Raw genomic sequence first — 12,667 nt, 5'->3', positions numbered from 1 at the left:
TTTTTCAGTATCCACCTTCACTATATAGCACCTTTTTTGAAAGCGCAAACATTTATTTTTCTATATATATCTTTTATAAAAATTTATAGAAAATCATTCTTCTACCTTCTTTATTTCCACTCGTTTAATTTGATGCATATCCTTTTCAAGAACTTTAAAAGAAAAGCCGTATTTTTCAATACTCTCTCCTTCAGCAACGATTTGCTTTTGTACCATAATCCAACCACCGATCGTATCTACATCATCAGCGATTAAGTGTATACCAAATAAATCATTTACTTCACTAATAAGCACTTTTCCCTCTACGATTTTACACCCTTCACTTATATGCTCTATAGGCGGGTGTTCATCTTCATCGTATTCATCTCGGATTTCTCCAACAATTTCTTCTAAAATATCTTCTAGTGTAACGATCCCCGCTGTACCACCATATTCATCATATAATACAGCTAATGGAATTCGTTTTCTTTGCATTTGTAATAGCAAATCATGAATAGGGATATTTTCTAACACTTCAATAACTGGCCTTGTATATGGCGTAATCGAGCACTCCTCGTCTCGATTACCATCCATATAACGAATAAATAAATCCTTTACATTAACCATCCCAATAATTTCATCTTTATCTTCACCAAATACGGGATATCTCGTATACTTTTCTTGTGCGATTATTTTAATATGTGTTTCAAATGGTTCGTCCTCATATAAACCTACAACTTCTGTACGAGGTACCATAATTTCCTTTGCGACTCTATTATCGAATTCAAAAATATTATTTACATATTTAAATTCCCTTTGATTAATCTCTCCGCTCTCATAACTCTCGGATAAGATTAATCGTAATTCTTCCTCCGAATGAGCAACTTCATGTTCAGAAGCCGGATGTAATCCGAATAACCCTGTTACAAGCCTTGCAGAACCATTTAAAGCCCAAATAAACGGATACATTACTCGGTAAAAGTAAATAATTGGCTTAGATAATAATAAGCTAACTTGCTCTGCTCTTTGTATAGCGAGCGTCTTCGGAGCAAGTTCACCAATGACAACATGTAAAAATGTAATCACTGCAAAAGCAATAATAAATGAAACTGTACTTGCAATTGCAGGAGATAAATGTAGTTTTAAAAACAACGGCTCGAGTAAATGTTTTATAGTCGGCTCTCCTAACCACCCAAGCCCTAAAGCAGTAATTGTAATACCTAACTGACATGCTGATAAATACTCATCTAAATTCGAAGTTACTTTTTTAGCTGCTAATGCCCCTCGTCGTTTTTCACTAACGAGTTGATCAATACGACTGCTACGTACCTTAATAATTGCAAACTCAACAGCTACAAAAAAACCTGTTAATGCAATAAGAATGGCTACCATCAGTAATTTTATAATATCCACATATGTCCTTTAGCTTTCTTAGCTAAAGTTACACCTCCTTTAAAAAGAAGTTTCACTTTAGTTTCTTCATTTACGTAAAAGCAACCCTATATAAAATTCACCAATTTCAAACCTCATACAATTCTAAAGGTAGGCCATCAGGGTCTTGGAAAAAGACGAATTTTTTTCCGGTTATTTCATCCATACGTATCGATTCAGTCTCCACACCACATTGATTTAAATGTTTCACAGCCTCTTCTATATTTGTAACAGCAAATGCTAAATGTCTAAGACCAGCTGCTTCTGGGAAACTTGGACGCTCAGGCGGACTTGGAAATGAAAATAATTCAATTTGATACTCTTCCCCTACACATAAATCTAACTTATAAGAATCTCGTTCTTTTCTATATACTTCATTTATCGCTTTAAAACCTAATATTCTATTATAAAAATCTTTAGATACTTCATAATTCGAACAAATAATTGCAACATGGTGCACTCTACATATATTCATACTCTCTCTATTCCTTTCTTTACCAACGATGCATATTCTCCCTTGAAATGAAAAGCATATATAGCAGAATATCTCTTTTAGGAGGCTTACTATGAAATTTATTACTTTTTTCGTGGGACTTATCGTTGTTTTCTTCCTTGCTTATATTGCTAGCAACAATAAGAAACATATTAAATTTAAACCCATTTTCATCATGCTTATTATACAGTTAATTTTAACCTATTTATTATTAAATACAGAAATCGGCCTCATACTTATTCGGGTCATTTCCAGTCTGTTTACAAAGCTACTCGAGTATGCTGCTGATGGTATAAACTTTGTATTTGGCGGTCTTGCCAATAAAGATGAAATGTCATTCTTCCTTACTGTATTATTGCCCATTGTCTTCATTTCCGTCTTAATTGGTATACTGCAACATTTCAAAATACTACCATTTTTTATTCATTGGATCGGTTACTTCCTTAGCAAAATAAATGGTCTTGGGAAATTAGAATCTTACAACGCTATCGCATCTGCCATTGTCGGCCAATCAGAAGTTTTTATTACAGTTAAAAAACAATTAGCTCAAATTCCAAAACACCGTCTTTATACACTGTGTGCCTCTGCTATGTCAACCGTATCTATGTCTATCGTAGGTGCCTATATGACAATGATTGAGCCTAAATATGTAGTAACTGCACTCGTTCTCAATTTATTTAGTGGTTTTATTATCGTACTCATCATTAACCCATACGACGTGAAAGAGGACGAAGATATTTTAGAAATTAAAGGCGAAAAGCAGAGCTTTTTTGAAATGCTTGGAGAATACATTCTAGATGGCTTTCGCGTAGCCATCGTTGTCGGCGCTATGCTCATCGGATTCGTCGCATTAATTAGCTGCATTAATGACCTATTCCTCATTATATTCGGCATTACTTTCCAGCAATTAATCGGCTACGTATTTGCGCCTGTTGCATTCCTTATCGGTGTACCAAGTTCTGAAATTGTCACAGCTGGTAGCATTATGGCAACGAAGCTTGTAACGAATGAATTTGTAGCCATGATGGATCTTAGTAAAATTTCTAATAGCCTTTCTCCCCGTACAGTGGGTATCATTTCTGTTTTCCTCGTTTCTTTTGCCAACTTTTCTTCTATCGGCATTATTTCAGGTGCAGTAAAAGGGTTAAACGAAGAACAAGGAAACGTCGTTGCCAGATTTGGTCTTAAATTACTATATGGAGCTACTCTCGTTAGCATTTTATCTGCAATTATCGTAAGCATTATGTTGTAATTAGGTAAAATTTTATCATTTTCTTATCCCTATCTTTTGTATACAATAACGAATAGATGTCTTATAAATAATCAAGACATCTATTTTTTATACATGTACAATCGCTTTTATTTAGCGTACAATATTTTTTATGTGTTTGAATGCGCTTCTAGATGTATACACTTTGATAGTTTTAAAGGAGAAAAATGATGAAATCCGATATGAACAAAGATAACCGAGCCAAAAAAGGACGCTCAAAGAAAAAACGCCTACTTTGGTTCCTTCTTATTCCATTACTGATTATAGCACTTGGAGCAGGAGGCTATTCCTTCCATATATACAGTAAAGCGAAGTCTGTGTTAAGTAATGCCTACTCTGAACTGGGCCGCGGGGATAAATCCAGCAAACGTGAAAAAGCCGTGAAACCTATGACTGACAACATTTCTGTACTTATTATGGGTGTTGATGAAAGTGAGATTAGGGACAAGAATTACGGAAAAGCAACTCGCACAGATGCGCTATTACTTGCAACAATTAATAAAAATGATAAATCAGTTAAACTTGTCAGTATTCCACGTGACTCACGTGTCTACATTAAATCACGTGATAAATACGATAAAATTACACATGCACACGTATTTGGTGGTGTGGATAGCACGATTGATACCGTAGAGAACTTTTTAGATGTTCCAGTTGATTATTATGTAAAATTCAACTTTAAATCATTTATCAAAATTGTCGATTCTCTTGGTGGCATTACTGTCAATGTTCCAGTTGAATTCACAGAACAAAATAGTAAAGACGAAGCAGATGCTATTCATCTGAAAAAAGGACGTCAACATTTAAATGGAGAAGAGGCATTGGCACTAGCTAGAACTCGTCATATCGATAGTGATTATATGCGCGGTCAACGACAACAGCTTGTTTTAGAAGCTATTGCTGAAAAAGCACTATCTCTTAATTCCATTAATAAAATTGGTGGTCTACTCGACGCTGTCGATAAAGACTTAAAAACAAATTTAACTTTTGATGATATGATGACAATTGCCAAAAATTCAATGGATTCCAATTTAAAAATGGACAAAATGCAAGTAGAAGGAACTGATAAATATATAGGTGGTATTTATTATTACGTTCCAAATGAAAAAAGCGTCAATAATATTTCGACAACACTACAAGAACATCTCGGTGTTACGAATAAAAATGAACATAAAAAATTATAATAAAAAGGCTGCTAGATTTTTCTAGACAGCCTTTTTATTATAACTTTCAACATATTTCTCGTACATATTGTGACAAAAAGAGACAATTATTACAACAGTGTAACATTTTTTATAAAAACATTACACACATAGTGGAAATAATAGTATACTAGTACGTACATAATGTTATTTTCATCATTTTTATACAAAAAATGTAATACATATATTTATACAAAAATTTCTGGGGGGAAATAAATGAAGCTAAGTAAAATACTGATTGGTTCTGCAATTACTGGAGGCATATTACTTTGTGTAGGCGGTGTTGGTGGATATCAATATGTATCCAAACTAAATAATCAATTAGATACTACTGCATTACCAAATACTACATTTGAAGGTATTTCTCTCGATGGAAAAAATAAAAAAGATATTCAAGAAATTATTAATCAAAAGGTAACTGAATTAGATCAAAAATCTCTTACCTACATATTCCAAAATGATAAACAAACTTACACATGGAAAGATTTAGGGATAAATTATAAAGAAAAAGATATTATCGACAAAATCTTTAAAGAACAAGAAGGAAATGCAATAAATCGTTACAAAATGCGGAAGCAGGCCGAAAACGGTGAATTAAAACGTGACTATACATTAACAGCTCAATTAAATACAACTGCTTATGAAAGCTTTATGAAGGATAAATATAATGACACATTAAAAAATCCTGTTAATGCCGAATTAAGTGTTGAAGGCTCTACAGTAAATATTAGCCAAAGTCAAAATGGAGAAAAAATTGATAAAGGAAAGTTGACTGATTTAACGAAACAGGCCATTACTTCTGGCTCATCGGACGTTACATTACCAGTTACACTATTAAAACCTGAGCGTTCTACAGAAGATATACAAAAAATGGGAATCAAAGAAGTAATTGCTGAATATTCAACTCCTATGGCTGGTCGTAATGGAAATCAATCCTATAACGTAAATAAGTCAGCTAATACTTTAAGTGGAGTTATTGTCGCACCTGATGAAACGTTTAGTTTTAATGGCCGCGTTGGTGTAACGGATGCTGCACATGGTTATAAATCCGCAGCAGTATTTTCAGAAGGTAAAGTTATACAAAGTGCAGGTGGAGGCGTTTGCCAAGTTAGTAGTACTTTATATAGCGCCGCTTTAAGGGCAGATTTAGGAATTGTTTCTCGAAGCAATCATTCTATGCCCGTAAATTATTTACCACTTGGGCAAGATGCAGCAGTGGCAGATTATGGTCCGGATTTAAAATTTAAAAACAATACAGGCAATCATATTTATATTCAAGCATTTTCAAATGGAGGTAGTATTACTACTCGTATTTTCGGCACAAATACTGGTAAAAATGTTGAAGTTTCTTCTCAAGTAATTAGCAGGACTAATGATAAAATAACAGCAGTTACATATAAAAAAGTAACACAAAACGGTGAAGTACTATCTAATGGACAAATTTCAAAAAGCGTATATAAAAGCGCTCCAACACAATAAGGTACTATCAAACCAACAAAAAAAGGCGTGATCTGCTCACGCCTTTTTCTTTTGCAATAATAATAAAAAGGTTGCAAGATGGTCTTTCGTTTCTTCTAACGACCACACACGATTTCCTTGCCTCGCAGCTAATACACACGCCTCTTCCCAAGTATTCTTTTTCTTCATATATAATAATTCATCGCGTAATTTCGAAACAATTTCTTCATCTTCTTGCTCTATAAACTCTTCCATCACGCCTACTATTTCATCCTCATGGATACTTAACGTACAATACGATTTGAAAAAATATTGTAATGTCTTATACATATTTACTCCCCCTTCTTATTTATCAGATGGATAAGAAGTAATGATCTTATATCCTAAATCTCCTGACTTATCTCTCGCTAAAACAGTAACAGTTTTTACCAATTTGTCTTTTACATTCATATTTTTCTTTATTACCGTTTTCCCAACAGGGAATGAATGAGTTGTATTTAATACGAGACGAGCCTCTTTAGAATTTTTTAACCAATCTTGAATTTCCTTATCATGCTGCTTCAAACTATCTTTTACAGCTTTCGTCGCTGTTTCCTTATCATAGTATGTACTTGCTGCTGATACTTTATCTGTCTTCAAACGATTCTTCAAATCCTCTTCTGATTTGCCTACATGTCTTTCAATCGTATGACCATTTTTAGGTGGCCCTTCCATTTCATCTAAAATATTATCACTAATTTTTTCTACTGATGTCGATTGATTCCCTGTTTGTTTCTCTGTTTTTTGTTCTTTTCCTGCACATCCACTTAAGATCAGCATTAATGCCAATAAACTACCCACGAAAAGACTACTTATTCGTTTCATCATATCACCTCTTTCATGATTATTATCGTAACTTCACTAAAAGTCAATTTCACAACGAAAAAACATACTTATTTTTAAATTTCCTAATCTATTTCGCCATATTACCACCCTGGTTTCATCAAAGCACTATTTTTGCCCCATTCATAAATATACCCCTATATTTTTATAATTATTTCCCGAATTAAATCGCCCACTAAAAACCCAATAAAACCCTTTCAAATAAGGATTTTATTGGGTTTTTTCAAATAACTAAAATATACCCCTATTTTTATATACCCAATACCTATATAAGGTATATAAAAGGTGTTTTATCAACATTTTCTACATTATGTAAATTTGTACTTGCCTACACAATAGAAATATGGTGTAATGCAAAAAAAGATAAAGGATTTTAAACAATGGCTGAAACAATTCAAAACTTCTTAACAGACTATTATTCAATCGCAATTCCACTTAGTATCTTAATCAACATCGTCATTAGTCTTTTAGGTGTTATCCCTAGTATTTTTTTGACCGCTATTAACATACAACTCTTTGGTGTAACAAACGGAACCATTATTTCGATCGCAGGTGAAGCATTAGGGGCTATTATCTCGTTTTATATTTATCGTATAGGCCTTCAGAAATTCACTCACAACAAAGTAAATAAGTATCCAAAGGTAGAACGCCTACTTTACGTACAAGGCAAAGAGGCCTTTCTACTCGTCCTATCGTTTCGTCTCATTCCTTTCATTCCGTCCAGTATCGTGACTTTATTTGCCGCTCTAGGGAAAATGTCATTACTCTCCTTCAGTATTGCCAGCACAATAGGTAAAATACCGGCCTTATTGATTGAAGTATATTCGGCATACCAAGTTATGAACGGAACAAATGAAGCGAAGTGGATTATAACAATCGCAGGTGCTATTGGATTGTTTTATTTGTGGAAAAAATGGAGAAAAAAATAAAGAAGGAGCCTATGCTCCTTCTTTATTTTTGAGGTATTTTATTAATAGCTATCTCTTAAAGCCTTAGTTTATACCAACAGCACTAAATGATTGCTTAACTGCTGCTACTTCCGCAGAAGTCGCACCATATAAATCAGCTGCAGCTTGTACTGCACCAGCACGAGCTTGGCTAAATGTAGTAGATTGCGTGAAATATTGTGTGTTTGCACGGTAATAAATTGCACCTAACTTATCTTTACCAATACCAGTTACAGTTACACCAGAATGCGTACCGCCATTTGCTAATAAATAAGCTTGTTTGTTAATGATACCACTGTTTGTATGAACCCCACCGTTATCACTTGAACCAGTGTAACGCTTAGAATAATGGTCTGGGTCACCATATTTCGCCGGATCACTCATAGAACGAAGCGCATCTCCCGCTTTACCAGGCGTGTAAATATCTTCACCAATCTCCCAATCCGGATTACGATTATCATAGAATTCTACTAAAGTACCAAAGATATCAGAAATCGCTTCATTTAGTGCTCCTGATTCATTTTGATAAATTAAATTCGAGCTATTTTCCGTAACCGCATGCGTTAATTCGTGACCAATTACATCAATACCACCAGATAACGAAGTGAATGTTACACCATCACCATCTCCGTATACCATTTGTGAGCCGTTCCAGAATGCATTATTATACTTACTTCCATAATGCACAGTTGATTTTAACGGTGCTCCTGCATCATTAATAGAGTTTCTATTAAATGTATCTTTATAATAATCATATGTTCTACCTGCATAGTAATGAGCATCTACTGCCGCTGCATCATACGCTGCATTGAAAACATTATCTGCATCTGCCCATAATGTTCCTGGTAATGTTGAACGGTTTTTCGCATCATATGTGAAAATAGTTGCCCCACGTGTATTGTCTTGTAAGTAGTAAGATGATCCAGATAATGTTGTATTAAGCGACTTCGTATCTCCTAATACCCCTTTACCAGTTCCTACTTTATTTGTTCCTGTTACAGGCTTTATAACCGCTTTGGCATCCTGCTTAGGAGCATCTTGTTTAACTGGAGACTTATCATCATTCGTCACATGATCAATTGTATTAAATTTATTTAACACTTTGCCGCTGTCTGCTTCAATGAAATAGTAATAGTTTCCTGGACTTGGATCTAAGAAGTTCAGATTTACAACGTATGCATATGTTGTTTCTTCACCGTTTTGATATACATATAAGTCCGCTTTTGGTTCCACTTCATATTTCGGTGTTACACCTAAATCTTGCTGCGCGATTTCAATTGCCTTTGCGCCTTCAATCTTATTTTTATTTTTCAGCTTGTCCTTTTTGTCTAAATCAGCCGCAACTGTTCCAGACAATACTTTTAAAGAGCCATCTTTACTCACATGGGCTACTTGAGTAGAACCCCATACAGGTACTCCTTCATAAACTTGTTGTAAACGTACTACTGTTGAATCAGTTACAGCATCTTTTTTCACTTGTTTCACTTTGAAAGAATCTTGCGCACTCTTTTCCCCTAGCTTGTAATCACCTTTTGCTGCATTTAAGTAATCAAACACAACAGATTCTGCTTTCTTACCAGTTGCTCCAGTTAAATCACCAGAAATAAACTCCGGTGACTGCACCGTCTCATTGTACTTCTTCGTAGAGAGCACATTTTTAGAATCCGCAAATGCAGAGCCTGTCCCTCCAAACGTTGTAACTGCCATTCCTGTCGCTAACACTAATGCTAAACTTTTCTTTTTCATGAACCTTCCCCCTAATAAAATTTTTTTTTGAAAAAGAGTAGTTTCATATTAGCATTATGTTTTCACTATTAATATACTAAAAATTCAAATAATTATTTTCTCAAGTTTTGTAGAATTTTGAGGAACAAATATTGAAAAACCCCTTTCCGATTGGAAAGGGGTTTTTTATTAAGAATTTATTACTTCTATTACTTCTTTAGCTTGACCATACATATCTCCAGTCCAAGCATATTGAGGTTCTAACACTACTAATATAGCCACTAATGCTAGTGCACCAAAAATCATTTTCTTCATATTCATCTTCCTCCCTTTTCTTCTAATAAATTAATAGTTAGTCTATAATACCGATTACTTTCTTGGAATTCTAATACTTCTTCATGATATTTTGCTAATTCTAAATATACCTTTTTTAAATCTTTTTTATTTTCCTCTTGCTTAAAAAATGTTAAAGCTTCTGTTTCTAAAAACTTTTTATACACCCCCTTCTCTTCAAAATATTTATATTGAAGTATTAAAAGTGTATATAACATACCTTTATACTTCTCATCTCTTTTCGCAACTTCTATCCCTTTATTAATCCACTCTTTTACTTCTTCAAATTCCTTCAATTCAATACATTGCAATGCAATCTCATATACAGCATCAATGTAATCTAAATCTTCTTCCTTCTTGTATTCTAAACATTGTAAATAATACTCTTTCGCTTTTGCATAATCCTTTAAATGGTAATGTAAATATCCCATGTTATTTAGAGCAATCGCTGTTATGTTATCTTTATCCGCAAAAGAATTAGCCTCTCTTAAAATATTTCTATAAATTCCTAAAGCTTCGTTATATTGTTTTTTCTGTATATAACTTAACCCTATCAATAACTGGCAATTAATTACATGACGAAATTTATATTCATTCTTAAAGCCTTCCATAGCTAAATGAGCAAAATGTAAAGCCATATGTTCTATTTCTAATTCATTATAAACGAGAGCTAAATTATAATAGATTCCGGTTTCATAATAGCCTTGTTCTTTCGCCATCACTTCAGTTTGAACTAAATAATCTAAGGCCGTTTTATATTTATGCTGTAAAAAATAATATAGACCTTTACTATACGTATATAATAATTTCTGAAATGGCGAATACTTTTTGTACATCTTTTTTAATCTCTCTAATTCTTCTTCAACAGCAATAAAATCTCGTTTCATAATTAAATAACGCGTATAAAGCAGTTTATAATAATTTATAATTTCAAAATCCAAAACATGCTTCATTTCACCTTGTAATTCTTCATATATGCGCTCTACTTGTGGCTTGTCCAAATGCACTAATGCATTTAACCATTCATCGAGCTTCCCCTTCACATCTTCTTCTACATCTCTCAAATCCGTCACGGCAATTTCTAACCTTGTGCAGAGCAATTGTAGAATTTCTTCTGATGCATCGATCTTTCCATTTTCGATTTTACTTAAGTATGAGACAGAACAAATGCCCTGACATAATTCTTCTTGTGTCATTTTTTGCTGTAGCCGTTTATAAAAGACTTGTTTGCCTATTTTTTCTAATGTTTGTTGCATTGTCCTCCTCCATTCTCATTACCCCCATTACTCTAATAATACATAAAATCTTGAGAAATATAAATTGATAAATGTTAATTTTCTAAAAAATATGCATTATTTCATTTTTTTCCCTCTTGACTCTACTTCCAAATCCGTTTTTTGCTACGAGCGATAAAAAATTGGTATACTATAACCAAATTATGGAGGTGTTTTCGCGATGACTTATTATAAAGACGATAGCTATGCCTTACATACCGATTTATATCAAATTAATATGGCTTATACATATTGGAAAGATGGTATTCATAATCGCCGCTCGGTGTTTGATTTATACTTTCGAAAGCTTCCATTCGAGAACGGTTATGCTGTTTTTGCTGGCCTTGAAAAGATTGTAGAGTACATAGAAAACTTCAGCTTTACCGAAAGCGATATCGCTTATTTAGCAGAATTACAATTTGAAGAAGAATTCCTTCAGTATTTACAAAATATGAAATTCACTGGGACCGTTCGAAGTATGCAAGAAGGTGAAGTTGTATTTAATAACGAGCCTTTATTACGTGTTGATGCACCGCTCGGCGAAGCACAAATTATTGAAACTGCCCTGTTAAACATTGTGAATTACCAAACATTAATTGCAACAAAAGCTGCTCGTATGAAGCACGCTGCAAATAATGATGAACTTTTAGAGTTTGGCACAAGACGTGCTCACGAGTTTGATGCTGCTCTTTGGGGCACACGCGCTGCCTTTATTGGTGGTTTCTCATCTACGAGTAACGTACGGGCCGGGAAGCGCTTCGGGATACCTGTAGCCGGCACACACGCTCACTCTTTCGTTCAAGCGTATCGCGATGAATATGTCGCGTTTAAGAAATACGCTGAAACTCATAAAAAATGTGTCTTTCTCGTTGATACATACGATACTTTAAAATCAGGTGTTCCAAATGCAATTCGCGTCGCGAAAGAGTTTGGAGATCGTATCGATTTTTACGGCATTCGCCTTGATAGTGGTGATATGGCCTATTTATCTAAAAAGGCAAGAAAACTACTAGATGAAGCTGGGTTTACAAATACAAAAATTATTGCTTCTAGCGATTTAGATGAATACACAATTATGCATTTGAAATCTCAAGGAGCAAAAATTGATGTATGGGGCGTTGGAACAAAATTGATTACGTCCTTTGAACAACCAGCGTTAGGGGCTGTGTATAAACTAGTTGCGATTGAAGATACTGATGGAAAATTAAATGATACAATAAAAATTTCATCTAACCCTGAAAAAATTACGACTCCAGGACTGAAACGAATTTATCGCATTATCAATCGAGTTAATGATCATGCAGAAGGCGATTACATTGCATTAGATTCTGAAGAACCAGGAAAAGAAGAACGCTTAAAAATGTTTCATCCTGTTCACACGTATATAAGTAAATTTGTAACAAACTTTGAAGCACGCGAACTGCATAAAGACATTTTCGTTAAAGGTGAAAGAAAATATGAACTACCGGGCATATTAGATATTCAAAAATATAATGAACAGAGTCTCGCACTATTTTGGGAAGAGTATATGCGAACTTTAAATCCCGAAGAGTACCCTGTCGATTTAAGTCAAGAATGTTGGGATCATAAAATGAATTACATTCAAACCGTTCGAGAACAAGTTGAAAAAAACATACAAAAGTAAACAGAGAAGTTTCCCCTTCTCTGTTTTT

General features: G+C 34.1%; 12 protein-coding genes. 5 read left to right on the top strand and 7 right to left on the bottom strand.

The genetic code is table 11. The features are described from left to right. Positions 1-93 precede the first annotated feature (93 nt). The gene (locus KZZ19_RS03135; RefSeq protein WP_088095112.1) at positions 94-1,392 is read right to left on the bottom strand and encodes a hemolysin family protein; all 1,299 of its coding nucleotides are present in this window, start codon (positions 1,390-1,392) and stop codon (positions 94-96) included. Between the two features lie 106 nt (positions 1,393-1,498). Beyond that, the gene (gloA2, locus tag KZZ19_RS03130; protein ID WP_237981590.1) at positions 1,499-1,885 is read right to left on the bottom strand and encodes an SMU1112c/YaeR family gloxylase I-like metalloprotein; all 387 of its coding nucleotides are present in this window, start codon (positions 1,883-1,885) and stop codon (positions 1,499-1,501) included. A gap of 91 nt (positions 1,886-1,976) precedes the next feature. Between gloA2 and KZZ19_RS03125 the strand changes: the two genes are divergently transcribed. The 3 genes from KZZ19_RS03125 (at position 1,977) to KZZ19_RS03115 (ending at position 5,854) form a co-directional block, all read left to right on the top strand. Further along, entirely contained in the window at positions 1,977-3,155 is a 1,179-nt protein-coding gene (locus KZZ19_RS03125) for a NupC/NupG family nucleoside CNT transporter (protein WP_098343607.1), read from the top strand. A gap of 185 nt (positions 3,156-3,340) precedes the next feature. Further along, positions 3,341-4,357, top strand: coding sequence for an LCP family protein (locus KZZ19_RS03120; RefSeq protein ID WP_322349764.1), 1,017 nt, complete (start codon positions 3,341-3,343; stop codon positions 4,355-4,357). 234 nt (positions 4,358-4,591) lie between these two features. After that, complete coding sequence (locus tag KZZ19_RS03115; RefSeq protein ID WP_237981588.1) at positions 4,592-5,854, top strand: VanW family protein; 1,263 nt, start codon at positions 4,592-4,594, stop codon at positions 5,852-5,854. 36 nt (positions 5,855-5,890) lie between these two features. Here the strand turns inward: KZZ19_RS03115 and KZZ19_RS03110 are convergent, their stop codons facing one another. Further along, positions 5,891-6,163, bottom strand: coding sequence for a hypothetical protein (locus KZZ19_RS03110; protein WP_098343605.1), 273 nt, complete (start codon positions 6,161-6,163; stop codon positions 5,891-5,893). Positions 6,164-6,178: 15 nt separating this feature from the next. After that, entirely contained in the window at positions 6,179-6,697 is a 519-nt protein-coding gene (locus KZZ19_RS03105; RefSeq protein WP_140392338.1) for an RNase A-like domain-containing lipoprotein, read from the bottom strand. 398 nt (positions 6,698-7,095) lie between these two features. On the opposite strand from KZZ19_RS03105, the gene KZZ19_RS03100 reads away from it, so the two are divergent. Then, positions 7,096-7,644 (top strand): TVP38/TMEM64 family protein, encoded by a 549-nt coding sequence (locus KZZ19_RS03100; RefSeq protein WP_088095105.1) that lies wholly within the window; start codon positions 7,096-7,098, stop codon positions 7,642-7,644. 63 nt (positions 7,645-7,707) lie between these two features. Here KZZ19_RS03100 and KZZ19_RS03095 read toward each other — a convergent pair whose 3' ends face one another. The 3 genes from KZZ19_RS03095 to KZZ19_RS03085 form a co-directional block, all read right to left on the bottom strand. Further along, on the bottom strand, positions 7,708-9,408 hold the full coding sequence (locus KZZ19_RS03095) for a M4 family metallopeptidase (RefSeq protein ID WP_237981587.1): 1,701 nt from the start codon (positions 9,406-9,408) through the stop codon (positions 7,708-7,710). Positions 9,409-9,576: 168 nt separating this feature from the next. Continuing rightward, positions 9,577-9,702 carry an NprX family peptide pheromone gene (locus tag KZZ19_RS03090; protein WP_000738188.1) on the bottom strand — a complete coding sequence of 42 codons (126 nt, stop codon included), beginning with the start codon at positions 9,700-9,702 and terminating at the stop codon, positions 9,577-9,579. 2 nt (positions 9,703-9,704) lie between these two features. Then, positions 9,705-10,976 carry a helix-turn-helix domain-containing protein gene (locus KZZ19_RS03085; protein WP_226546138.1) on the bottom strand — a complete coding sequence of 424 codons (1,272 nt, stop codon included), beginning with the start codon at positions 10,974-10,976 and terminating at the stop codon, positions 9,705-9,707. 199 nt (positions 10,977-11,175) lie between these two features. On the opposite strand from KZZ19_RS03085, the gene KZZ19_RS03080 reads away from it, so the two are divergent. Further along, entirely contained in the window at positions 11,176-12,639 is a 1,464-nt protein-coding gene (locus tag KZZ19_RS03080) for a nicotinate phosphoribosyltransferase (protein WP_237981586.1), read from the top strand. Positions 12,640-12,667: the final 28 nt, after the last annotated feature.

The organism is Bacillus thuringiensis, from assembly GCF_022095615.2.
Classification (GTDB): Bacteria; Bacillota; Bacilli; order Bacillales; family Bacillaceae_G; genus Bacillus_A; species Bacillus_A cereus_AG.
This window is presented reverse-complemented; position numbering and strand designations above follow the sequence as displayed.

What these genes read in the sequence shown, in the direction of transcription:
- KZZ19_RS03105 (WP_140392338.1), bottom strand. Translation starts at nt 6,697, where the DNA reads ATGAAACGAATAAGTAGTCTTTTCGTGGGTAGTTTATTGGCATTAATG.
- KZZ19_RS03100 (WP_088095105.1), top strand. Translation starts at nt 7,096, where the DNA reads ATGGCTGAAACAATTCAAAACTTCTTAACAGACTATTATTCAATCGCA.
- KZZ19_RS03120 (WP_322349764.1), top strand. Translation starts at nt 3,341, where the DNA reads ATGATGAAATCCGATATGAACAAAGATAACCGAGCCAAAAAAGGACGC.
- KZZ19_RS03080 (WP_237981586.1), top strand. Translation starts at nt 11,176, where the DNA reads ATGACTTATTATAAAGACGATAGCTATGCCTTACATACCGATTTATAT.
- KZZ19_RS03090 (WP_000738188.1), bottom strand. Translation starts at nt 9,702, where the DNA reads ATGAAGAAAATGATTTTTGGTGCACTAGCATTAGTGGCTATATTAGTA.
- KZZ19_RS03125 (WP_098343607.1), top strand. Translation starts at nt 1,977, where the DNA reads ATGAAATTTATTACTTTTTTCGTGGGACTTATCGTTGTTTTCTTCCTT.
- KZZ19_RS03115 (WP_237981588.1), top strand. Translation starts at nt 4,592, where the DNA reads ATGAAGCTAAGTAAAATACTGATTGGTTCTGCAATTACTGGAGGCATA.
- gloA2 (WP_237981590.1), bottom strand. Translation starts at nt 1,885, where the DNA reads ATGAATATATGTAGAGTGCACCATGTTGCAATTATTTGTTCGAATTAT.
- KZZ19_RS03110 (WP_098343605.1), bottom strand. Translation starts at nt 6,163, where the DNA reads ATGTATAAGACATTACAATATTTTTTCAAATCGTATTGTACGTTAAGT.
- KZZ19_RS03095 (WP_237981587.1), bottom strand. Translation starts at nt 9,408, where the DNA reads ATGAAAAAGAAAAGTTTAGCATTAGTGTTAGCGACAGGAATGGCAGTT.
- KZZ19_RS03085 (WP_226546138.1), bottom strand. Translation starts at nt 10,976, where the DNA reads ATGCAACAAACATTAGAAAAAATAGGCAAACAAGTCTTTTATAAACGG.